Source organism: Enterobacter sp. JH25 (assembly GCF_021725435.1).
Taxonomy (GTDB): domain Bacteria; phylum Pseudomonadota; class Gammaproteobacteria; order Enterobacterales; family Enterobacteriaceae; genus Enterobacter; species Enterobacter intestinihominis.
In genome coordinates this window covers 4,512,185-4,534,984 of sequence record NZ_CP091319.1, presented here as the reverse complement: position 1 = coordinate 4,534,984, position 22,800 = coordinate 4,512,185, and the positions used below count along the sequence as shown (strand labels likewise).

Sequence of the window (22,800 nt, the reverse complement as noted above, 5' to 3'; positions counted from 1 at the left end):
AATAAATTTCCTGTTGTAATGTGGGTACATTCTCGCTAAAACGCGAACCGAACAATAAGACGCACAACATCACGAGGTATCACCCATGGCTAACTACTTTAATACACTGAACTTGCGCCAGCAGCTGGCGCAGCTGGGCAAATGCCGCTTCATGGCGCGCGATGAATTTGCTGATGGCGCGAGCTACCTTCAGGGTAAAAAAGTGGTCATTGTTGGCTGTGGCGCACAGGGTCTGAACCAGGGCCTGAACATGCGTGACTCCGGGCTGGATATCTCCTACGCCCTGCGCAAAGAAGCGATTGCTGAAAAGCGCGCTTCCTGGCGTAAAGCGACCGAAAACGGCTTCAAAGTAGGTACCTACGAAGAGCTGATCCCGCAGGCGGACCTGGTGGTTAACCTGACGCCAGACAAGCAGCACTCAGACGTTGTGCGTTCCGTACAGCCGCTGATGAAAGACGGCGCCGCGCTGGGTTACTCCCACGGCTTCAACATCGTTGAAGTGGGCGAGCAGATCCGTAAAGACATCACCGTAGTGATGGTGGCACCGAAGTGCCCGGGCACCGAAGTGCGCGAAGAGTACAAACGTGGTTTCGGCGTACCGACGCTGATCGCCGTTCACCCGGAAAACGATCCGAAAGGCGAAGGCATGGCGATTGCCAAAGCCTGGGCAGCGGCCACCGGCGGCCATCGTGCGGGCGTACTGGAATCTTCCTTCGTTGCGGAAGTGAAATCTGACCTGATGGGCGAGCAGACCATTCTGTGCGGCATGCTCCAGGCTGGCTCCCTGCTGTGCTTCGACAAGCTGGTGGAAGAGGGCACCGACCCGGCATACGCGGAAAAACTGATTCAGTTCGGCTGGGAAACCATCACCGAAGCGCTGAAGCAGGGCGGTATTACGCTGATGATGGACCGTCTGTCCAATCCGGCAAAACTGCGCGCGTTCGCACTCTCTGAACAGCTGAAAACCATCATGGCACCGCTGTTCCAGAAACACATGGACGACATCATCTCCGGCGAGTTCTCTTCCGGCATGATGGCGGACTGGGCGAATGACGATAAGAAACTGCTGACCTGGCGCGAAGAGACCGGTAAAACCGCGTTCGAAACGGCACCACAGTTCGAGGGTAAAATCAGCGAGCAGGAGTACTTCGATAAAGGCGTACTGATGATCGCGATGGTGAAAGCGGGCGTTGAGCTGGCGTTCGAAACCATGGTGGATTCCGGCATCATTGAAGAATCTGCGTACTATGAATCGCTGCACGAGCTGCCGCTGATCGCAAACACCATCGCCCGTAAGCGTCTGTATGAGATGAACGTGGTGATCTCCGATACCGCCGAGTACGGTAACTATCTGTTCTCTTACGCCTGCGTACCGCTGCTGAAAGAGTTCATGACTACCCTGCAAGCAGGCGATCTGGGTAAAGCGATTGCGGAAGGTGCGGTTGATAACGCGCAGCTGCGTGACGTAAACGAAGCGATTCGCAGTCACGAAATCGAGAAAGTGGGCCAGAAACTGCGTGGCTACATGACCGATATGAAACGTATCGCAGTAGCAGACTAAAAAGACAATCGGGTGGCGCAAGCCACCCGAACTGTTTTAGCTACGCAGTATCGCGCCGGGATAACCCAGCTGGCGCCACGCCTCATACACCACCACCGACACCGCATTCGACAGGTTCATGCTGCGGCTGTCCGGCATCATCGGAATACGAATTTTTTGCTCAGCGGGCAGGGCATCCAGAATGGTGGCCGGCAGGCCGCGGGTTTCCGGACCAAACATCAGATAATCTCCGTCCTGATAGCTTACGGCGCTATGCGCTGGCGTGCCTTTGGTGGTCAGGGCGAACATGCGCTGCGGCTTCTCTGCGTCCAGAAACGCGGCGTAATCGTGATGACGAACGACGGCAGTAAACTCATGGTAGTCCAGCCCCGCGCGGCGCAGACGTTTGTCGTCCCACGTAAAGCCCATCGGCTCAATGATGTGCAGACGAAAACCGGTGTTGGCGCACAGGCGGATGATATTGCCGGTATTGGGTGGGATTTCTGGTTCGAATAAGACGATGTTAAGCATGCTGCCCCCTTAATTGCGGGGGGCAGAATAGCAGAAAAGAGAGGGACTAGGCGACGCCCGGCTCCTGCGAGCGGCTATACAGCATTTTGTAGACGGTTGCCGCCGCGGCCACGAGAGCAGGCACGCTGAGGATCATCAAAATACTGTCCGCCTGCCACTGCATGGAAAGAAGCTGGGCGCTGGTCATGGTGCCCGCCACGCCGCCGAAGCGGCCGATCCCCTGCATCCAGGCGATACCCGTCGCGCGGCACTCGGTAGGGTAAAAGGTGGCGGCCAGGGTCTGCATCCCCGACTGCGCGCCGTTCATCGCGATCCCCATCAGGAAGATTAACCCGCCAAACAGGGCGATATGATTATGCTCAATGCCGAGTAAAAGAATCAGGCCCATCGTCAGCACGAAACCACACGCGACCACCTTGTGCGCTTCCCAGCGGTCCATCATCCAGCCCGCGAGCAGAATGCCAGCGGTGCCGCCGAAGGTGAACAGCGAGGTGAGCCAGGCGGATTCCGCCAGCGCATACCCCATCCCCTGCATCAGCGTTGGCATCCAGCTCAGCAGGACGTAATAAATCACCAGTCCCATAAAGTAGGTGACCCACAGCATCAGGGTGCCGGGCAGCCAGGGCATGGAAAACAGCTGCGACACGCTGCCTTTTTTCGACGCGACCTTCTCCTCCGCCAGGAAAAAGCCTGTGACGCTATCCAGCGTGCTGCGGGCGAACCGGCTGGCGATGCGGCGAACCTGCGCGACGTCTTTCCCGCGCTGCACCAGAAACTTCACCGACTCCGGCAACAGCAGCGCCAGCAGCACCGTTAAAATCAGCGGCGCAATCGCGCCGGTCAGCAGCACGCTTCGCCAGCCATGGTGAGGGATAAGCCAGGACGAGATCGCCCCGCCGCCCGCCGCACCCAGCGGAAAGCCGCAGTACATGGTGTTAATTGCCATGGCGCGGCAGCGCTGGGGGGCAAACTCTGAGATCAGCGTGATGGCGTTAGGCATCGCGGCGCCCAGCCCGAGACCGGTCAGAAATCGCCACAGCGTCAGGGTATTCAGACTTTGCGCCCAGGCCGTGCCCAGGCTCGCCAGGCCGAAGAACAGGCATGAAAAGACCAGTACGCGCTTGCGTCCCATACGGTCCGATACCGGACCTGCAATAAGAGCTCCCAGCGACAGCCCCAGTAGCGCCGCACTCAACACCGGCCCCAGATCCTGTTTATGTATTCCCCACTCCGCCGACAGCGTAGGCGCAATGTAACCCATCGCGGCGGTATCGAAACCATCGATCGCCAGCACCAGAAAGCCCAGCACAATAAGAAGCCAGTGAAACCCTGAAAAAGGACTCTCATCGATCACCTGCTGAATATCCACCCGACCTGAATACGTCATACGTTCCCCTCCGATGTGATGTTGTTTTTGTGATCTTGTATTTGCTTGTCTATACAATTGCGGAGGGGCGGGGCATGTCAAATTTTCTTATCCAGAATGTTACGCAGGTGTTATTTTCGACAAAAAAAAGCGCCCGAGGGGGAAGTCGGGCGCGGAAGAAGGGGAGGCTAACCGGGGGAGATCAGGCCGCGTTTCCCTGAGAAAGGGGGGCCAGCGCCGCAGGCAGCTTACTGAGCTCCTGCACCAGAGAGTCTTTGCTGATTTCACCGATTGTTTTCGCACCGGTCAGGGTCATCGCCACCTTCATCTCTTTCTCGATCAGGTTCAGCAGATTCGCCACGCCCGCCTGGCCGCTGGTGGCCAGCGCGTACAGGTAAGCACGGCCCAGCAGCACACTGTCTGCGCCCAGGGCAATCATGCGCACCACGTCCAGCCCGTTACGGATGCCGCTGTCGGCCAGAATCGCAATATCGCCTTTCACCGCATCGGCAATGGCAGGCAGCGCCCGGGCGGAGGAGAGCACCCCGTCAAGCTGGCGGCCACCATGGTTAGAGACCACGATCCCATCGGCGCCAAAACGCACCGCGTCGCGGGCATCTTCCGGGTCGAGGATCCCTTTGATCACCATCGGGCCGTCCCAGAATTCGCGGATCCACTCCAGGTCTTTCCAGGAGATGGATGGATCGAAGTTGTTCGCCAGCCAGCCGATGTAATCTTCCAGCCCGGTCGGTTTACCCAGGTAGGCCGAAATATTGCCCAGATCGTGCGGACGGCCATTCACGCCGACATCCCACGCCCACTGCGGGTGCGTCACCGCCTGCCAGTAGCGGCGCATCGCGGCGTTCGGACCGCTCATGCCGGAGTGCGCATCACGGTAGCGGGCGCCGGGCGTGGGCATATCGACGGTAAAGACCAGCGTTGAGCAGCCTGCCGCTTTGGCGCGCTCCAGCGCGTTACGCATAAAGCCGCGATCGCGCAGGACGTACAGCTGGAACCACATCGGGCGCTTGATGGTCGGGGCGACCTCTTCAATCGGGCAGACGGACACGGTGGAAAGGGTAAACGGAATGCCTTTGGCATCTGCTGCGGCGGCGGCCTGCACTTCGCCCCGGCGGGCATACATGCCGCATAAGCCGACGGGCGCAAGCGCTACCGGCATGGAGAGCGTCTCGTTAAACAGCTTCGTCTCAAGGCTCAGGTCAGACATATTCTTCAGCACGCGCTGGCGCAGGGCCACTTCCGACAGGTCCTCCACGTTGCGGCGCAGGGTATATTCGGCGTACGCCCCGCCGTCAATGTAGTGGAACAGGAATGGCGGCAAAATGCGCTGTGCCGCGGCGCGATAGTCACTGGCTGCGGAAATAATCATGCTTTGTTCTCCCTGGAAATATCACTCTCGCCAGGCAGACGGGTAATACGCGCCTGTCGGGCCTGATCTTCATCGAATCGTTTAATGGTGGTATGCACGAAGCCGAGATGCGCCATCATCGCCTTGCGCGCGGCCTCGGCATCACCGGCCAGAATGGCGTTGAGCACCGCCTCGTGCTGTTCGGTCAGCTGGGCAAACACCGGCGGCACCAGATACATGCGCTGGCGGCTCTGCTTCACGGAGGATTGCAGCAGGTCGAAGAACCCGCGCATGGTTTGCAGCAGGACCACGTTGTGCGAGGCCTCGGCAATCGCCAGATGGAACCGCACGTCCGCCTGGGAGGCGATGTCCGGGTCGCTGCTTTGCGTGGCTTCAAAACAGGCTTTGAGCTTCTCTTTGTCGGCGTCGGTTGCCCGCATCGCCGCGTGCCACGCGGTGCTGGTTTCGATGGCGTGACGCGCTTCGAGGATGTCGAAGCTGTAGTCCGGGTCGTTTTCCATCAGCGTCTTCAGCGGCTGCACGATGTTTTGTTCAGACCAGTCGTCATGCTGCCAGCGCACGAAGGTGCCGCCGCCTCGACGGCTCAGCAGCACCCCTTCGCTGACCAGCGTCGCCAGCGCCTCGCGCAGTGAATTGCGCGACACGCCAAGCTGGGCGGCAAGCTGACGCTCGGCGGGCAATCTCATGCCCGCTTCCAGCTGTTGTTCTTCTATCAGCGCCCGTACGCGAGTGGCAATCTCGTCGGACAGGCGTCTGGGCATCACTATCATGGAATCATCCAGGTTAAGACATAGGCCTGCAATGTGGTGATCACGCCCACCATGCAGGTAAATATCAGGCTGTGTTTAACGGTAAAGCGGAACAGATCCGACTCTTTGCCTACCAGCCCCACCGCGGCACAGGCAATGGCGATGGACTGCGGTGAGATCATCTTCCCGGTCACGCCGCCGGTGGTGTTCGCGGCGACCAGCAGCACGTCCGAGACGCCAATCTGCTGCGCGGCTGTGGCCTGTAGGGCGGCAAACAGGGCGTTAGATGACGTATCTGAACCGGTCAGGAACACCCCCAGCCAGCCGAGGAACGGCGAGAAGAAGGTAAACGCGTGGCCGGTATGCGCCAGCGCTAACGCCAGCGTCGACGACAGGCCGGAGTAGTTCGAAATAAACGCGAACGCCAGCACCATGCCGATGGAGTAAATCGGCAGCATCAGCTCTTTAATCGTCGCCGCAAAGGTCTGCACCGCGGCGGCAGGCTTCATGCGCAGCCACACTACGGAAAGGATAGCGGCAAACAGGATGGCCGTGCCGGTGGCTGAGAACCAGTCAAACTTAAACACTGCCGCATACGGCGTGGCGTCGTGTACCACCGGCGGCATACGGGCGACCATTTTGTCGAGGAACGGCACGGAGATATTAATCACCATGTCGTACAGCGCGCCGCCCGGGGCGAACAGGGCTTTAAACGGCGGAATACTCCACAGCGTCACGGTGGCGGTCAGGAACAGGAACGGTGACCACGCGCGCACAATCTGTCCGGCGGTATAGCCGGTGCGCGCCAGCGTCTGATCCACGTGCGATGCGCCCATGTCAGCAAAGCGGAAGATACGTACCGGCTGCCAGCGTTTCAGGAACAGCGTCAGACAGACCAGCGACACCAGGGAAGAGATGATGTCCGGCAGTTCCGGGCCGAGGAAGTTGGAGCTGAGATACTGGGCAATGGCGAACGAACCGCCCGCTACCATCACCGCAGGCCAGGTCTCCTTCACGCCGCGCCAGCCGTCCATAATCGCCATGATCCAGAACAGCACGATAATGGTCAGGAACGGCAGCTGGCGGCCCACCATCTGGCCGATCTCGAAGCTGTCCAGCCCGGTCACCTGGCCCGCCACCAGAATAGGAATGCCCATCGCGCCAAACGCCACCGGCGCGGTATTCACAATCAGGCACAGGCCAGCGGCATACAGCGGGTTAAAGCCCAGACCGACCAGCAGGGCGGCGGTGATGGCCACCGGTGCGCCGAATCCTGCCGCCCCTTCCAGAAATGCTCCGAAGGAGAAGCCGACGATCAGCATCTGCAAACGCTGGTCCGGCGTGATGGAGAGAATCGACGAGCGAATAATGTCGAACTGCCCGGTTTTGACCGAGATTTTGTAGACAAAGACGGCGGCGATGATGATCCACGCAATCGGCCACAGTCCGTAGAAGAAGCCATAGACGACGGAGGCCAGCGCGCGATCGACCGGCATTTTGTAGAAGAACAACGCCACCATCAGGGCGATGGCAACGGTATACGTCGCGGCGAGGTAGCCCTTCAGCTTGAGCTTAATTAGCGCAAAGAAGAAAAACAGGATCGGTAGCGATGCGATCAGGCTCGACAGCCAGATATTTCCGGCCGGATCGTAGTTTTGTTGCCAGAGGCTCATGCAGGTCTCCTGAGGACCACACAGGTGTTCGTCGGGTGAGTCTCTGCTCATCTCTGCGTCACACTTAGTGTAAAAGTGGTCCTTCCAATATTGTGATGTAGGGTTAATGACAACAAATGGTTAACCAAGTGTTGCTATTCAGCAATTGTTTTGTGAAGTGGAGCATCGAAATTGTGAACGATGGATAGCTTTGTGCGCGATTGGTAGGACCAAAACCGCAAAATCAAATCACCGTGTGCGTTGGGAGCGGTGGTCAGGTGGAGAGCCTTACACTCGCCTTTTAAGCAGATACGGCGCGTAAAAGAGGTTATATAAAAAGGAGAGGTGATAATGTTTCGTGAATTGAATGAGGTTTGTTTGTTTTATTTGTGTTTTTGAGAAGCTGTATATGTGTGAGCAGAGTGATATATTTCCTATAAATAAAAATTTTTTTTGGTTAAAAATGCGAAATCTAAGCTGTAGCAAAAAATTTTAATTAAGGTAAATTTCACATATAGATTTTAACAGTGTATTACAAACGATCAATTGATGATCGATAAAGAAATATCCTGTTCAATTGTGGTTTTTCAGGATAAAGGGTAAGAATTTTGCGCTGAACAGACATTTTTTGGCTAATAATATTCTGAAATAAATTGATCAAACAATGATCAGTTAACTCTCTTGTAATTTAGTTGCGGTATTAAAAGCAGATTAATAATTATTAGGGCAATCGAAAGGGGTTAAATTTGTTAGCTGAGTGTTAATTTCTGAGTGTTTACAGACGCGGCATATTGCTTTTCAATGCGTAGACGTTAAAAGGCATTTGATTTACTATTTATTCAGAAGCAACGTAACAGAAGATTTTAAATTTATTACTAACCACAACGTATTCAGTGTTATTTTCGGCCAGAAGTCATTCCTCAGTTGAAGGATATCTGTGTATGGCCTTCTGAAAATATACGGATTATCACCATGGGATGGACCCTGCTTTATTCTATAAGGTCGCGTCACCCATTCTGCTAAAAACCTTTCGGTGGCGTTTTTAAATCCTTATAGCGGTTATTGTACCTGGTACAACAAGTCTATATCTGTTTAATTTACAGAGGGGAAAGTGTTCCAAATGAAAATCAAAAATGTGGCGCTGGCGATTGCCGCGGCGGGGCTGCTGTTATCTTCTCAATCAGTACTGGCAAGCAGTGATTCTGGCGTTAATGCTTCTCTGGATACCGGTGCGGGTTCGCAAAGTACGGGCGGGGTGATCAATTTTACCGGGAAGATTACCCTTATTTCCTGTGATATTACTCCGGCCTCTAAAAACAAAACGGTAGACCTTGGGGCGTGGGCAAAAAGCTACTTTGACGATCACAACGAAACGACGCCGCGCGAGTTCAAAATCAACGTGGAAAACTGCCCGGAGACGGTTGAATCGGTTGCGGTACTGTTTGACGGAACCAAAGATACGGTGAATGACACACTGCTTCAGGTTACGCCAGGTGAAGGTATGGCGACGGGTGTCGGCGTGAAGCTTTATAACAGCGATCGCAGCACGGCGATTAAACCGGGTACGGTATCTGAAACAACCGCACCGGATGATCAAGGCAATGCTGAATTAACTTTCTATGCCGCACTTGACAAAGATGGCACGGAAATCAACGCCGGCGATGTTAACGCCGTATCCAACTTCCTGATGGTTTATAACTGATTTCACTGTCAGCCACCTCCAGAGATAATAATGATGAAACGTTTATCGTATATTATGCTCACTGCATTAATGGTTAGTTCTGCGTCAGTTTCTGCTGGCGTTGTAATGGGGGGAACACGGATCGTATACCCGCAAAACAGCAAGGAGGTGGCATTTTCTGTTTCTAATATGGAAAGTGCGGTTCCCTATCTTATTCAGTCGTGGGTTGAAGGCGATGGGCCGGATAAAAATAACGCTGCGCCATTTATTGTCACACCACCTCTGTTCAGACTTGATCCGGAGCAGACCAACACGCTGCGTATTCAATATACCGGCGCTCCGCTGCCCACAGATCGTGAATCTGTATTCTGGCTCGATATTAAAGCGATAGCGCCAAAGCCAAAAGAGAGCAGCAACGAATTACAGGTAAACGTCAAATCGAAATTTAAAATCTTCTACCGCCCGGACAACCTGAAAGGGGACGCCGCCACGGCCTGGCAGAAAATAACGTTTTCGCGAACGGGAAAAGGGCTTAAGGCCGCTAACCCGACGCCATACTACGTCTCTTTTTATCGTCTGACCGTTGGCGGGCATAAAATTGAGCAGCCGGGCATGATCGGTCCAGGGGAAACCCGGGAATGGCCTGTGTCCGCCTCCGGGGGCGTAAGCTGGTCGGCTATTAATGATTTTGGTGCCATCACCGCCACCCACACCCAGCCTCTTTAAGACCATGCCTTTTCGCCTGTTTTGTTACGCGCCGCTTTCGGTGTTGCTGCTTAGCTTCAGCCGCACGGGGATGGCCGAGGATTACTTTGATCCCGCCGCGCTGGAGCTTTCCTCTACTGAACAGAAAACGGCGGATCTGCACTATTTCTCTGAAAAGGGCGGGCAGATGCCAGGCACCTGGCTCGTGACGCTGGAGATTAACGGACGCGAGGAGCGGCATCAGGAGATCACCTTCGTCAATGAGAAAGGCAGCCTGCAACCCGTTTTTAGCGTATCGCTGCTGGAAGCGCTTGGCGTAAATGTAGGGGCCATTCCTGCATTCTCCCGGTTGCAGGAGGGAGAAACGTTCACGCACCTCGAGGATTTTATTCCGGCAGCGCGAACCTCTTATGATTTCAACCAGCAGCGTCTCTTTCTCAGCCTGCCGCAGGCGGCAATGAAACACCGCAGCCGTGGCTACGTGCCGCAGTCGCAGTGGGACGATGGTATCCCGGCGGCATTTACTGATTACAGTCTGTCGGGCGGTCAGGCCCGTCATCAGAGCGGGGTCACAACATCCAGCTATCTGAGCCTGCGTAACGGCATCAATCTGGGGGCGTGGCGGCTGCGTAACACCTCGGCCTGGAGCCACAGCGACGCGGGCGGCGACCATTTTCAGTCGCAAAGTAGCTGGCTGACCCGGGATATTCGCCGTCTTAACAGCCAGCTACGGATCGGTGATGCCTGGACCGCAGGCGACGTCTTCGATAGCGTGGCGTTTCGCGGGGTACAGCTCTCATCAAGCGAAAGCATGTTGCCCGACAGCCAGCGCGGCTTCGCACCAACCATCCGCGGCGTCGCACACAGCTTCGCTAAAGTCTCCGTTTCGCAAAATGGCTATGTGATCTATGAAACCTGGGTGGCCGCCGGGCCATTTATCATTAACGATCTGTTTCCGGGCGCACAAAGTGGCGATCTACAGGTTACGGTCACGGAAAGTGACGGCTCTACGCGCGTCTTTACCCAGCCCTATTCTGCGGTGCCGTTTATGCGACGCCAGGGCAGCCTGAAATACAGTCTCAATGCAGGACGATTTCACTCCGGCTCCGGTGATGCGCGTTCGCCCGAATTTGTTGAAGGCGCTTTCTTCTACGGTCTGCTCTCCAGGATGACGGTGTATGGCGGCTTTCGTACGGCGAGCAACTATCAGGCCGGTGCAATTGGCGTAGGCAGAGGGTTTGGCGCATTTGGCTCGCTGGGTATTGACGATACGCTGGCAAAAAGCCGTTTACCCGACGGCAAAAGCGCGATGGGACAGGCGTGGCGCATTCAGTACCAGAAAGATTTCAGCGCTACCGGCACCGCCTTCAACCTGGCGAGCTATCGCTATGCCTCGCGCAATTACTACGAATTTAGTGAACTGAATCAGTCTGACAGCCAACAGCTGCAACTCAATAATCGCCGTAGCCGCTCGCAGGTCACTTTTTCACAGACGCTGGGTCAGTTCGGCAGCCTCAGCGTCTCGGCATGGATGCAGGATTACTGGCATACGTCCGGGCAGGATAAAACCATCCACATTGGCTGGTACACCAGCTGGCGGGGTATTTCCTGGGGCGCGGGGTATGACTACACCGACTCAGCGCTTGAGCAGCATCCCGATCGCACCGTATCGTTTAACGTCAATGTTCCGCTTGGCAACTGGCTGCCGGGCAGTTCGGTCAGTTACTACGCCAACCACAACAATCGTGGGATGACCACGCAGCAGGTGTCACTCAACGGCAGCGCGCTGGCGAACCGCAACCTGAATTACAGCGTTCAGCAGAGTAAGACCAGTGAGGGAGAGGCCGACAGCACCAGCCTGGCGCTGCAATACAACGGTGGCTACGGCAACGTCAGCCTCGGTTATGACCACAGCCGAAACGGTAGCAACGCGAGTCTTGGACTCGCCGGAGGCGTTGTCGCCACGCAGTATGGCGTCACGCTTAGCCAGCCGCTGGGCGATACCGTCGCCCTGCTGCGCGTGCCCGGCGCGGCGAACGTTGAGCCGGAGGGCTACAACGGGATCCATACCGACAGCCGCGGCTATGCGGTCATGCCAACGCTCTCGGCGTATCGCAAAAATACCGTCAGCCTTGATACGGCGACGCTGGGTGAGAACGTCGACATTGAGCAAAGCGGTCTGACGCTCATTCCCACCAGCGGCGCGGTGGTGCTGGCCAATTACACAACCCACATTGGTTATCGCGTTCTGTTTTCCCTGCGCTACCACGGCGAACCGTTGCCGTTTGGCGCGCAGGCTGAAGTGGTGGAGCAGAACCGCCATTCTGCAAACCGAAGCATGGTCGCTGACGGCGGTCAGGCCTACCTGAGCGGAGTACCCGAGCGCGGCACCCTGCGCGTCACCTGGTATGAAAACGGGGAGCAGCAGCAATGCCAGACACCTTTCAGACTGGGGAAAGCTCATATGGCCCCCGGCATCGCTACGCTGTCTCTTGAGTGCCACTAGAGGAATATCATGCGTCACTTTATTCACTGGTTTTTCTATCTGAGCCTTCTTTCGCTTTTTGGCATGCTGAGTTTTCATGCGCACGCTCAGGCCTCGCCCTGCCGCACCACGCGCGATCAGTGGGTTGTCCAGGTACCCTACGCCATTGGATATGCTCCCGGCACCGCGGATTGGACGCCGGTTTCCGCGCCGATACAGTCTACCGGGCAAGACTTCTACAACTGTGATGGCGGTAGTGACCCCTGGCGTAGTATCGGATTTGTCGAGCTGGATAACCCCGTCGGCACCGTGGTGGGGGAAGACGGTGCGTCGCGGCACGTCTACAAAACCCAGATTGACGGCATCGGCTACGCGCTCGGGTTCCGCGAGCAGCAGTACTGTGGTGCGGATGCCGTACAGTATATTGACGGCACCAGCCCGGTAGACGGCAACGAGTCCCGGCGTATCTGCGATGCCTCACAGAATCCTGCCTTTGCCAGCGCCCCAACGTATAAATTGCAGTTCTGGGTGGTGTTTTACAAAATCCCGACGACCAGCCCCATGCCTGACGATAACGCCAACTCCCAGGAGCAAAATGTCGGATCGCTGATATTGCAGGCGGGAGAAAATCAAGCCAGCGCCACCAACGTGGCGACACCAGTACAGATTCATCTCGCCAGCTTCACCGTCAGGCGTACCAGCTGCTCAGTGGGCTCTCGCAGCATTCTTGTTCCCATGGGGAGCGTGAGCCAGCGTGAATTTCACGGCATCGGCTCCCGTGCCGGAGGCGGACGCTTCAGCATTCCGGTGACCTGTGAAAATAACACGGCGGTTAAGATGGGTTTCTTTGGCGATACCACGCCGGGCAACGATCGGGCGCTGGCGTTGACGAAGCAGGAGGATAGCGCCAGCGGTGTCGGGATCGAACTGCTTTACGGTGACAATACCGGTTCGGTTCAGGGGCAGGTGGTATCGTGGAACACCCCGCAGGTGTCAGCGCTTGGCCAGGTGGGGGATAACCAGACGCAGACCTTCTGGTTTGATGCGCATTACATTCAGACGGAAGAGAACGTAACGGCGGGAAAAGCGGATGCGATGGCCACGTTTAACCTGATTTACAACTGAGTTTCCCCTGCGCAGCGGCAGGGGAGAGCGATCAGAACGCGGTCTTACTAAAACCCGTCATCTCTTTCAGGCCCATTTCGCGGCCAAGCTCAGTCATCGGGTGCACCACCACCAGGCCACGGACGCTTTTCTTCAGCTTGCCCATGTCGGCCTGCTCTTTTTTGGTGATCGCGCGGCGATGCGGCATGTTCATCAGCTTCTGCGCCTCTTTACTCAGCTTCTGGCCTTTCACATCGCGCAGGCGCTCAATTTCCGCCTCCAGCTTCACGGACTCTTTTTCCAGCTCGGCATATTTCTCGGCGGAATCAACAAGGGAGAGGCCAGCCATCTGATGGCGGATCAGATCCAGACGGTCGCTCAGGCGTTTAATTTCGTTCTTTTCGACTTCTTTCATGACAAATAACTCTGAAAACGGGGAATTTACAGGGAAGGATACACCAATGTGTGCGGGCTTACTTCTGAAACGCTTTTTTTAAGCTGATTTTAGAAATCAGCTCAGTCAGGGAAAGCACCATGGTGGAGCGGACAACTTGTTGATAACGCAGCTTTTGCATCATGTACAGCTCAGGGTCGCTGTCATCAAAATGAGGTGCGGGAGGGAGCGCGGCTACGCAGTGCAGTTCGCCGAAGGGCCCGAGTATCTCATCATCGGTGAAGGTGTACTCATTGCCGTCATGATTGAGCTCTTCGCGCAGCGCCATTAACAGCTCGGCGTCTTCATACTCCTGACGGTTGAGCACGCCAAGCCCGTAGATCAGCTTCAGCCGTACCGATAAATCGCCCAGCGGTCCGTCTCCGTCCAGTAACGGTTCTACAGCATACTTTACCGCGTAGTCGTCTTTGCGAAACACCTGAAGCACCAGAATGTTCACCGCCTCGGTTAACAGCTCGACGGCGGCGATCAGGAAACTTCGTACGGTTTTGCCAGCATTCAGACGCTCAAGCACACGATTTTCAAAGGCCTGGGTTTGTTCCATTATTGCCTGCATATCTGACAATCTGTTATTCGGGCGCAGGCTAACCTGCGCCGGACTCTGCATCATTTGGTTGCGTTGTATGCGCTGACCGCCTCCGCAACCACGTCACTGTTGGCATCCAGACCGGAAATCTGCGCCAGCGCAGCCTGTGCGCCTTTGTCATCAATCAGCTGAGCCAGCTCAATCGCCTGCGGGTCCTGCTCGCTGCGGTAGTGCATTGCGGCAGCAATCCCTTTCACCAGGTTAGCGTGCGGCAGACCGTATTCCAGCGTGCCCAGCAGCGGTTTAATCAGGCGGTCGCCCGCGCTCAGTTTACGCAGCGGCTGACGACCCACTCGCTCAACGTCATCTTTCAGATACGGGTTTTCAAAACGACCGAGGATTTTCTGGATGTATGCTGCGTGTTTATCAGCATCAAAACCGTAGCGTTTGATCAGCACCGCGCCGCTCTCTTCCATTGCCCCTTTGACCACCGCACGGATGTTCTCATCGAGGATCGCGTCACGAATCGTCTGATGACCGGCCAATTTCCCGAGGTACGCGGTTATAGCATGCCCGGTGTTCAGCGTGAAGAGTTTACGTTCGACAAATGCCATCAGATTATCGGTTAATTCCATTCCCGGAATGGTCGGCAGCGCGCCTTTAAACTGAGTTTTATCAACGATCCACTCGCTGAAGGTTTCCACCGTCACTTCCAGCGGGTCGTTGGTGGCGGATTCTGATGGCGGAACGATGCGGTCAACGGCGGAATCCACAAAACCAACGTGCGCTTCAACCCAGGCTTTATCTTCCTCAGCCACAGCGGCCAGAACGTGGCCTTTCAGCTGCGTGGTGCCGCGCACCATGTTTTCACAGGCGATGATGTTCAGCGGCGTTTCAACGCCTTGTGCTTTACGCTTCGCCAGGCCTTTCGCGACCGCCGGGGCGATACGCTCAAGCACCACCGGACCCACGGCTGTGGTGACCAGATCAACGCTCGCGATGAGGTCAATCACGTCGTCGCCAATGCTGCTTACCGCGTTGACGCCAGAGACCGTTTCAACCTGTTCGTTTTCACCCACCACGTGAACCTGATAGCTATGACGGGCATTCAGGGCATCAAGAACCACCTGATTCACATCGGCGAATGTCAGGGTAATGCCTGCGTCTGCCAGCAGTTTACCGATAAAGCCACGTCCGATATTACCTGCGCCAAAATGTAATGCTTTCATAGTGTTAACCTTCATCAATGTTTTTACCCGAGAGGGCTGGGGTGAGGAACGTTTTCCCCCTCACCCTAGCCCTCTCCCCGGGGGGAGAGGGAAGAGGCGCTGTTACTTGTTAAGCAGAGCCAGAACTTCTTCAACGCTGGTGGTATTGGCCAGACGCTCAATAACCGTTTCGTCATCCAGCGCGTTGGTCAGGCTGGTAATCACCTGGATATGCTCGTTATTGCGAGCGGCGATACCAATCACCAGACGGGCGATGTCGTCCTCTTCTTCACCGAAGCGCACGCCATCAGGATACTGACAGAACACCACGCCGGTTTTCAGCACGCGGTCTTTCGCTTCAACCGTACCGTGCGGAACCGCGATGGATTCACCCAGGTAGGTTGGGGTCAGCTTTTCACGCTCCAGCATCGCCTCAACGTACTCAGGCTGAACGTAGCCGCCTTTCACCAGCTGCTCACCGGCGAAGCGAATGGCCTCTTCTTTATTGGTCGCCGTGCGGCCAAGGAAGATATTTTCTGCGCCCAGTTTGAACAGATGCGCGTTGCTCTCGTCGAAGCTGTCTTGCAGGCTGGTGCGCACTTTCACTTCGTTATCTTCATGGCGCTGGGCCGCAACCAGACGTTCGGTCAGGCTGGTGTACAGGCCGCTGTCGAGGAAGTTGGTCAGGGAAATGTGCTGCGCCTGCGGCACCTGACGCATGGCGCGCTCGGTCAGATCGCGGTGCGTGATCACCAGGTCAACGTCCGGCGGCAGGTTGTTAATCGCGCTGTTGGTCACGGAGATGTTGGTCAGACCCGCATCCTGCACTTTCTTACGCAGCACGCCCGCACCCATTGCGCTGGAACCCATACCGGCATCACAGGCCACGATAATTTTACGCACGTGGCTCAGGTCGTTAGAGACATCACCCGCCGCCAGCGGTGTTGCGCCTTTGGATTCGGCTTTCATGTCATGCATACGACGGGTTGCCGCTTCGATATCGTCGTCTTCTTTCACCTTGCTGGTTTTCAGCAGGATAGCGGAGACCACGAAGGAGACGGCCATGGCCGCACAGATCGCCGCGATGTTCGCGAAGTAGGCGCCTTTCGGGGTCATCGCCAGCACCGCCAGAATAGAGCCTGGAGAAGCAGGAGACACCAGACCACCGCCCAGTACGCTCAGGGTGAACACGCCGGTCATACCGCCAAGGATAACGGCCAGGATCAGACGTGGGTTCATCAGCACATACGGGAAGTAAATTTCGTGAATACCGCCCAGGAAGTGAATGATCGCCGCGCCGCCAGCAGACTGTTTCGCGCTGCCGCGACCAAAGAACATGTACGCCAGCAGAACGCCCATACCCGGACCCGGGTTCGCTTCAATCAGGAAGAAGATGGACTTGCCGAGATCGTGTGACTGCTGGATACCCAGCGGTGAGAAGATACCGTGGTTGATGGCGTTGTTCAGGAACAGGATTTTCGCCGGTTCAACGAAGATAGACGCCAGCGGCAGCATGTCGTGCGCCACCATGAAGTTAACGCCCGCCGCCAGCAGCTTGGAGAGCACTTCAACCGCAGGGCCAATGCCGAGGAACGCCAGAATCGCGAGGATCATCCCGATGATGCCCGCGGAGAAGTTGTTCACCAGCATTTCGAAGCCGGATTTGATCTTGCCATCAACCCAGACGTCAAATTTCTTGATCGCCCAGCCGCCCAGAGGACCGGCAATCATCGCACCGAGGAACATCGGCATATCCGCACCGACAATCACCCCCATGGTTGTGATGGCACCCACGACACCACCACGGTCACCGCCCACCAGACGACCACCGGTATAACCGATGAGCAGCGGCAGCAGGTACGTAATCATTGGGCCAACAAGTTTCGCCAGCGTTTCGTTAGGCAACCACCCTGTCGGAATAAATAATGCGGTGATAATACCCCACGCGATAAACGCGCCGATATTTGGCATCACCATGTTGCTGAGGAAACGACCAAAGCTTTGCACTTTGATCTTGAAATCGGATGACATAAAACACCCCTTCTTATGTTTACGCTTAGGCTTGTGGCCCGAGGTTTATCGTTAATGTGCGGCGGCAGAGGTAGCCGGGCCCTGTTCTGATGCTGTGAAATCTGGCACTGAATCGTTCAACTGTCCAGACAGTGGAATTTTGTGTGATCTGAATCACATGAATGTAGGGGGTGAGGATATTAATGAAGTGATCGCGATCACATAATGGGTGTGTAAAAAAAATACATTGCTCAGAATTACGCCAAAATGAGGGCTGTTTTGTGATTAATATCACAATGTTAAGTTGGCTGTTTGTTTCCAGATTGTGATTTGATTCACAAAATATTTTTATGCAGATTTCTCCCGTATCCCCTCACGGCAGGAATGCGATACGTACACCTGCCTTTTTTCACGGCTTGATCCATACTGACCTCTTTATGGGCATTAAGGATAAGCAATGAAACTCATCGGCAGTTATACCAGTCCTTTCGTGCGTAAGATTTCGATTCTCCTGCTGGAGAAAGGGATTGAATTTGAATTCGTAAATGAACAACCGTACAACGCAGAGAACGGCGTTGCGCAGTACAACCCGCTGGGGAAAGTCCCGGCGCTGGTAACGGACGAGGGCGACTACTGGTTTGATTCCCCGATCATTGCGGAGTCCATCGAGCTGCTTGGCGTTGCGCCAGCCATGCTGCCGGCGGATCCAAAAGCAGCGCTGGCGATGAAGCAAATTGAAGCCCTGGCGGATGGCATTATGGATGCGGCATTAACGTCCGTACGCGAGCAGGCAAGGCCCGCCGCCCAGCAGTCAGAAAATGAGCTGCTGCGCCAGCGCGAAAAAATCAGCCGCAGCCTGGATATGTGCGAACAGCTGATCCGCGACGGGAAAATTCAGAGCGATAGCCTGAATCTGGCGACGATCGCCATCGCCTGCGCCATTGGCTACCTTAATTTCCGCCGCGTCTCGCCGGGCTGGTGCGTGGATCGTCCGCTGCTGGTCAAACTGGCGGAGACGCTCTTCCAGCGCGAAAGTTTCGCCCGGACTGAACCACCAAAGGCTTGATGCGGGTTATAACACTTCCTGGCGGGAGGCGGTACAATCCCCCCACATGTTAACTCCCTCTCCCGTCGGGAGGGGGGAAGATATTTACTCGCCAGGCGCATTCATGACTACTCATCATTCCCTCTACAGCCAGATCCCCGCTACCGATCGTCTGCTTCGTGATCCGCGCATCACTGCGGTGCTGGAGCAGTTTGGCCATACTGCAACGGTCGACATGCTACGCCAGCTTCAGGACGATGCGCGTCGTCATATTCAGGCTGAAAACGCGCTACCCGGCTGGTGCGAGGCATGGGCGCAGGAAGTTGAATGGAGGCTGAGCAAGCACGCGCAAAGCGCGTTGCGCCCCGTTATTAACCTGACAGGCACGGTTCTGCACACCAATCTGGGCCGGGCACAGCAGGCAGAAGAAGCAATAGAGGCCGTCACCCGGGCCATGCGCTCGCCGGTGACGCTGGAGTACGATCTGGACGGCGCCGGGCGCGGGCATCGCGATCGCGCACTGGCGGATCTTCTCTGCCAGATCACCGGCGCGGAAGATGCCTGCATTGTGAATAACAACGCGGCGGCGGTGCTGTTAATGCTGGCGGCCACCGCGAGCGGAAAAGAGGTTGTCGTCTCTCGCGGCGAGCTGGTGGAGATCGGCGGGGCGTTTCGTATTCCGGATGTCATGCGCCAGGCGGGCTGCACGCTGCATGAAGTGGGCACAACCAACCGTACCCATGCAAAAGATTATCGCGCGGCGGTGAATGAAAACACTGCCTTGCTGATGAAAGTGCATACCAGTAATTACCACATTGCGGGGTTCACCAAAACGGTGGAAGAGGCCGAACTGGCCGCCATCGGGCGCGAGCTAAACGTGCCGGTGATTGCCGATCTCGGCAGCGGGTCGCTGGTGGATATGCGCCAGTACGGTCTGCCGAAAGAGCCAATGGTGCAGGAAATGGTTGCTGCGGGCGTAAGCCTGGTCAGTTTCTCCGGCGACAAACTGCTGGGCGGGCCGCAGGCGGGGATTATCGTCGGCAAGCGCGAACTGATTGCGCAGCTACAGCAGCACCCACTGAAGCGCGCCCTGCGTGCCGATAAAATGACGCTGGCCGCGCTGGAAGCCACGCTGCGGCTCTATCTCCACCCGGAGAAACTGGCTGACCGCCTGCCCACGTTGCGTTTGCTGAGCCGTGATGAAGCCTCTGTTCGCGCGCGGGCGGAAGCGCTACTGCCGCAGGTTGCTCCCCATTACCCTGAGTTTGAAGTTCGTATCGAGCCTTGCCTGTCGCAAATTGGCAGCGGCTCGCTGCCCGTGGACAGGTTACCGAGCGAAGCGCTGACGTTCACCCCGCGCGACGGACGCGGAAGCCAGCTTGAGGCGCTGTCGGCGCGCTGGCGTGCATTACCGACGCCAGTGATTGGCCGGATCGGTGATGGTCGTATGTGGCTGGATTTACGCTGCCTGGAAGATGAAGGGCGGTTTCTGGAGATGATGTTGAAATGATTATTGCCACCGCCGGTCACGTTGACCACGGCAAAACCACGTTATTGCAGGCCATTACGGGCGTGAATGCCGATCGCCTGCCGGAAGAGAAAAAGCGCGGCATGACCATTGACCTGGGTTACGCCTACTGGCCACAGCCCGACGGTCGCGTGCTGGGCTTTATCGATGTGCCCGGCCACGAGAAGTTTCTTTCCAATATGCTCGCGGGCGTGGGCGGGATCGATCACGCTCTGCTGGTTGTCGCGTGCGATGACGGGGTGATGGCGCAAACGCGCGAGCATCTGGCGATCCTGCAACTGACGGGAAACCCGCAGTTGACCGTCGCCCTTACCAAAGCGGACCGTGTGGATGAGGTGCGTATCAACGAGGTGCGTGAAGAGGTGCTGGCGGCGCTGAGTGAATATGGTTTTAAGGATGCCGCTCTGTTTGTCACCGTGGCGACAGAAGGCCGCGGTATCGACGCTCTTCGCGACCATTTGCAGCAGATCCCGTCTCGTGAACATGCCAGCCATCACCGCTTCCGTCTGGCGATCGACAGGGCGTTTACCGTGAAAGGGGCTGGGCTGGTGGTGACCGGTACCGCGCTGAGTGGCGAAGTTAACGTGGGCGATACCCTGTGGCTGACGGGCGTGAACAAACCCATGCGCGTGCGCGGGCTTCACGCGCAAAACCAGCCGGTGGAACAGGCCCACGCCGGGCAGCGTATCGCCCTGAATATTGCTGGTGATGCCGAAAAAGACCAGCTTAACCGCGGCGACTGGCTGCTGGCCGACGCGCCGCCGGAGCCTTCTAAACGGATTATCGTTTCTCTACAGACCCACACGCCGCTGACCCAGTGGCAGCCGCTGCATATCCATCACGCGGCCAGCCACATCACCGGACGCGTGTCGCTGCTGGAAAACGATCTCGCCGAACTGGTGTTCGACTCCCCGCTCTGGCTGGCGGATAACGACCGCCTGGTTCTGCGCGACATCTCCGCGCGCGAAACCCTGGCGGGCGCCCGCGTGGTGATGCTGAATCCGCCCCGTCGCGGCAAGCGTAAGCCCGAGTATTTAGCGTGGCTGGCCTCGCTGGCCCAGGCTCGTGACGACAAGTCTGCGTTAGATATCCACCTTGAGCGTGGTGCGGTGGATCTGGCTGCGTTCGCCTGGGCGCGCCAGCTCAGCGGTGAAGGATTGCGTCTTCTGACGCAGGAGCCGGGTTTTATTCAGGCTGGCAACAGCCTGCTGAACGCGCCGGTGGCGGCGCGCTGGCAGCGCAAAGTGCTGAGCACGCTGGCGACCTATCATGAACAGCATCAGGATGAGCCAGGCCCGGGCCGTGAACGTCTGCGGCGCATGGCGTTGCCCATGGAAGACGACGCACTGGTGCTGTTGCTGATTGAAAACATGCGTGAAAGCGGCGTGATTGCAAGTCATCACGGCTGGCTGCACCTGCCGGAACACAAGGCCGGTTTTACCGCTGAGCAGGACGCGGTCTGGCAAAAAGTGGCGGCGCTGTTTGGCGATGAACCCTGGTGGGTGCGCGATCTGGCGCGTGAAACCAATACCGATGAGCAGCTGATGCGTCAGGTACTGCGGCATGCGGCACAGCAGGGCATGATTGTGGCGATCGTGAAAGATCGTTATTACCGCAACGATCGGATCGTGGCGTTTGCGAACCTGATCCGGGAGCTGGATCAGGCGCGCGGATCAACCTGCGCCGCAGACTTCCGCGATCGGCTGAATGTTGGACGCAAACTGGCGATTCAGATCCTGGAGTATTTCAACCGCATCGGGTTTACGCGTCGTCGTGGCAATGACCATGTGCTACGCGACGCGCAGTTATTTCCGTAAGCGTTAAGCGCTGCGCGCCTGCTTCTGCTTAGCCAGCCAGACCGCGCCCAGCCTTCCCGCCTGGTTACCCAGCTCGCAGGGAAGGATGGGCACCCGGAGCGCTTCCCACTCCTCGAATCGCTGTAAATATTTATCCAGCAGGAGATAGATTTTCTCCTGCTCACTAATGCCGCCGCCAATCAGCACCGCCTGCGGATCAAACATAGAGATCACGCTGTAAATACCGCGCGACAGACAATGCGCCCACGCTTCAATGGCCTCGCGCAGATGCACGTCGCTGTCCATGCGTTTAAACAGCTCCTCACCATCAGGCATCTCATCTTCCGACACGGCCAGCGCGCGGCGGCAGGCTTTCATCAGGCCACTGGCGGACGCCACTTCATGCATCGGTTCGCCCTCATTGCCTACGGGTAGCACGCCAAACTCACCCGCCCGGTAGTGCGACCCGCGGTAGAGATCGCCCTCCATGACGATACCGCCGCCGATGCCGGTGCCGATGGTGATGCAGACGAAATGCTCATAGTCCTTGCCCGCGCCCTGCCAGCGCTCGCCTAGCGCCGCGCAATTGGCATCGTTTTCGATTGTCACGGGGAGATCGGTCAGCTGTGCGAACAGTTCGCACAGGTTTTCGCCGTCAAGATAGTCCAGCGCCCCGGCTTTGGCCGCTTCGCCGGTATGGTGATTGATATGTCCTGGAAAACTCACGCCAATACTGGCGATCTCGTGCTCCTGGCAGTATTTATCCACTACCGTTTTCCACTTCTCTTTGAAGGTGCTTTCATCGTCCGGCGTATCATATTCATCGGATGTCAGTTCTTCGCCGTTTTCATTAATTACGCCGTGTTTGATGTGGGTTCCACCCACGTCAAAGCCGATAAATAGCTGCATTGCATCGTTCCTCATGAGCCCTTGAGCTATTAAGTATGGCTGCGGCGGCAGAAACGAAACGTAAAGTACGGTAATCCGTGATGCGGCTCGTAAACCCGCTACCCGCTGGCGAGAAAATCAC

At 56.7% G+C, this 22,800-nt stretch carries 18 protein-coding genes; 8 read left to right on the top strand and 10 right to left on the bottom strand.

Annotated elements, in window-relative coordinates:
* The first annotated feature begins 85 nt into the window (after nt 1–85).
* Nucleotides 86–1,561 carry a ketol-acid reductoisomerase gene (ilvC, locus tag L2Y28_RS21755; RefSeq protein ID WP_022649773.1) on the top strand — a complete coding sequence of 492 codons (1,476 nt, stop codon included), beginning with the start codon at nt 86–88 and terminating at the stop codon, nt 1,559–1,561.
* A gap of 36 nt (nt 1,562–1,597) precedes the next feature.
* On the opposite strand, the gene trmL is transcribed toward ilvC, so the two are convergent.
* From trmL to lldP, 5 genes are all read right to left on the bottom strand, one after another.
* Nucleotides 1,598–2,071, bottom strand: coding sequence for a tRNA (uridine(34)/cytosine(34)/5-carboxymethylaminomethyluridine(34)-2'-O)-methyltransferase TrmL (gene trmL, locus L2Y28_RS21750; protein WP_022649772.1), 474 nt, complete (start codon nt 2,069–2,071; stop codon nt 1,598–1,600).
* Nucleotides 2,072–2,117: 46 nt separating this feature from the next.
* Nucleotides 2,118–3,458, bottom strand: a complete 1,341-nt coding sequence (locus tag L2Y28_RS21745) for an aromatic acid/H+ symport family MFS transporter (protein ID WP_022649771.1) — start codon at nt 3,456–3,458, stop codon at nt 2,118–2,120.
* Between the two features lie 181 nt (nt 3,459–3,639).
* Nucleotides 3,640–4,827: an FMN-dependent L-lactate dehydrogenase LldD gene (gene lldD, locus L2Y28_RS21740; RefSeq protein WP_022649770.1), complete on the bottom strand. Its 1,188-nt coding sequence runs from the start codon at nt 4,825–4,827 to the stop codon at nt 3,640–3,642.
* Nucleotides 4,824–5,597, bottom strand: coding sequence for a transcriptional regulator LldR (gene lldR, locus L2Y28_RS21735; RefSeq protein WP_006808630.1), 774 nt, complete (start codon nt 5,595–5,597; stop codon nt 4,824–4,826). The genes lldD and lldR overlap by 4 nt, the downstream gene beginning before the upstream one ends.
* Nucleotides 5,594–7,249, bottom strand: coding sequence for an L-lactate permease (lldP, locus tag L2Y28_RS21730; protein WP_022649769.1), 1,656 nt, complete (start codon nt 7,247–7,249; stop codon nt 5,594–5,596). The genes lldR and lldP overlap by 4 nt, the downstream gene beginning before the upstream one ends.
* Nucleotides 7,250–8,348: 1,099 nt before the next feature.
* Between lldP and L2Y28_RS21725 the strand changes: the two genes are divergently transcribed.
* The 4 genes from L2Y28_RS21725 to L2Y28_RS21710 are packed head-to-tail and all read left to right on the top strand — an operon-like array spanning nt 8,349 to nt 13,224.
* Nucleotides 8,349–8,930 carry a fimbrial protein gene (locus tag L2Y28_RS21725; protein ID WP_032621994.1) on the top strand — a complete coding sequence of 194 codons (582 nt, stop codon included), beginning with the start codon at nt 8,349–8,351 and terminating at the stop codon, nt 8,928–8,930.
* Nucleotides 8,931–8,960: 30 nt separating this feature from the next.
* Nucleotides 8,961–9,635 carry a molecular chaperone gene (locus L2Y28_RS21720; RefSeq protein WP_022649767.1) on the top strand — a complete coding sequence of 225 codons (675 nt, stop codon included), beginning with the start codon at nt 8,961–8,963 and terminating at the stop codon, nt 9,633–9,635.
* Nucleotides 9,592–12,120, top strand: coding sequence for a fimbria/pilus outer membrane usher protein (locus tag L2Y28_RS21715; RefSeq protein WP_232936470.1), 2,529 nt, complete (start codon nt 9,592–9,594; stop codon nt 12,118–12,120). The genes L2Y28_RS21720 and L2Y28_RS21715 overlap by 44 nt, the downstream gene beginning before the upstream one ends.
* Before the next feature lie 9 nt (nt 12,121–12,129).
* The gene (locus L2Y28_RS21710; protein WP_022649765.1) at nt 12,130–13,224 is read left to right on the top strand and encodes a fimbrial protein; all 1,095 of its coding nucleotides are present in this window, start codon (nt 12,130–12,132) and stop codon (nt 13,222–13,224) included.
* 31 nt (nt 13,225–13,255) lie between these two features.
* On the opposite strand, the gene L2Y28_RS21705 is transcribed toward L2Y28_RS21710, so the two are convergent.
* From L2Y28_RS21705 to L2Y28_RS21690, 4 genes are all read right to left on the bottom strand, one after another.
* Nucleotides 13,256–13,618, bottom strand: a complete 363-nt coding sequence (locus L2Y28_RS21705; protein ID WP_022649764.1) for a YibL family ribosome-associated protein — start codon at nt 13,616–13,618, stop codon at nt 13,256–13,258.
* Nucleotides 13,619–13,676: 58 nt separating this feature from the next.
* On the bottom strand, nt 13,677–14,267 hold the full coding sequence (mtlR, locus tag L2Y28_RS21700; protein ID WP_022649763.1) for a mannitol operon repressor MtlR: 591 nt from the start codon (nt 14,265–14,267) through the stop codon (nt 13,677–13,679).
* A complete protein-coding gene (gene mtlD, locus L2Y28_RS21695; protein WP_041907503.1) occupies nt 14,264–15,427 on the bottom strand; it encodes a mannitol-1-phosphate 5-dehydrogenase in 1,164 nt (387 codons plus the stop codon). The genes mtlR and mtlD overlap by 4 nt, the downstream gene beginning before the upstream one ends.
* Before the next feature lie 87 nt (nt 15,428–15,514).
* Nucleotides 15,515–17,422, bottom strand: coding sequence for a PTS mannitol transporter subunit IICBA (locus L2Y28_RS21690; protein ID WP_022649761.1), 1,908 nt, complete (start codon nt 17,420–17,422; stop codon nt 15,515–15,517).
* A 436-nt stretch (nt 17,423–17,858) separates the two neighbouring features.
* Here L2Y28_RS21690 and L2Y28_RS21685 point away from each other — a divergent pair, with 436 nt between their 5' ends.
* The 3 genes from L2Y28_RS21685 to selB all read left to right on the top strand — a co-directional run bounded on the left by L2Y28_RS21685 (nt 17,859) and on the right by selB (nt 21,791).
* Nucleotides 17,859–18,467: a glutathione S-transferase gene (locus L2Y28_RS21685; protein ID WP_022649760.1), complete on the top strand. Its 609-nt coding sequence runs from the start codon at nt 17,859–17,861 to the stop codon at nt 18,465–18,467.
* Between the two features lie 103 nt (nt 18,468–18,570).
* On the top strand, nt 18,571–19,956 hold the full coding sequence (selA, locus tag L2Y28_RS21680; RefSeq protein ID WP_022649759.1) for an L-seryl-tRNA(Sec) selenium transferase: 1,386 nt from the start codon (nt 18,571–18,573) through the stop codon (nt 19,954–19,956).
* Complete coding sequence (selB, locus tag L2Y28_RS21675; protein ID WP_022649758.1) at nt 19,953–21,791, top strand: selenocysteine-specific translation elongation factor; 1,839 nt, start codon at nt 19,953–19,955, stop codon at nt 21,789–21,791. The genes selA and selB overlap by 4 nt, the downstream gene beginning before the upstream one ends.
* 3 nt (nt 21,792–21,794) lie before the next feature.
* Here selB and L2Y28_RS21670 read toward each other — a convergent pair whose 3' ends face one another.
* Entirely contained in the window at nt 21,795–22,679 is an 885-nt protein-coding gene (locus L2Y28_RS21670; RefSeq protein WP_022649757.1) for an ROK family protein, read from the bottom strand.
* Nucleotides 22,680–22,800: the final 121 nt, after the last annotated feature.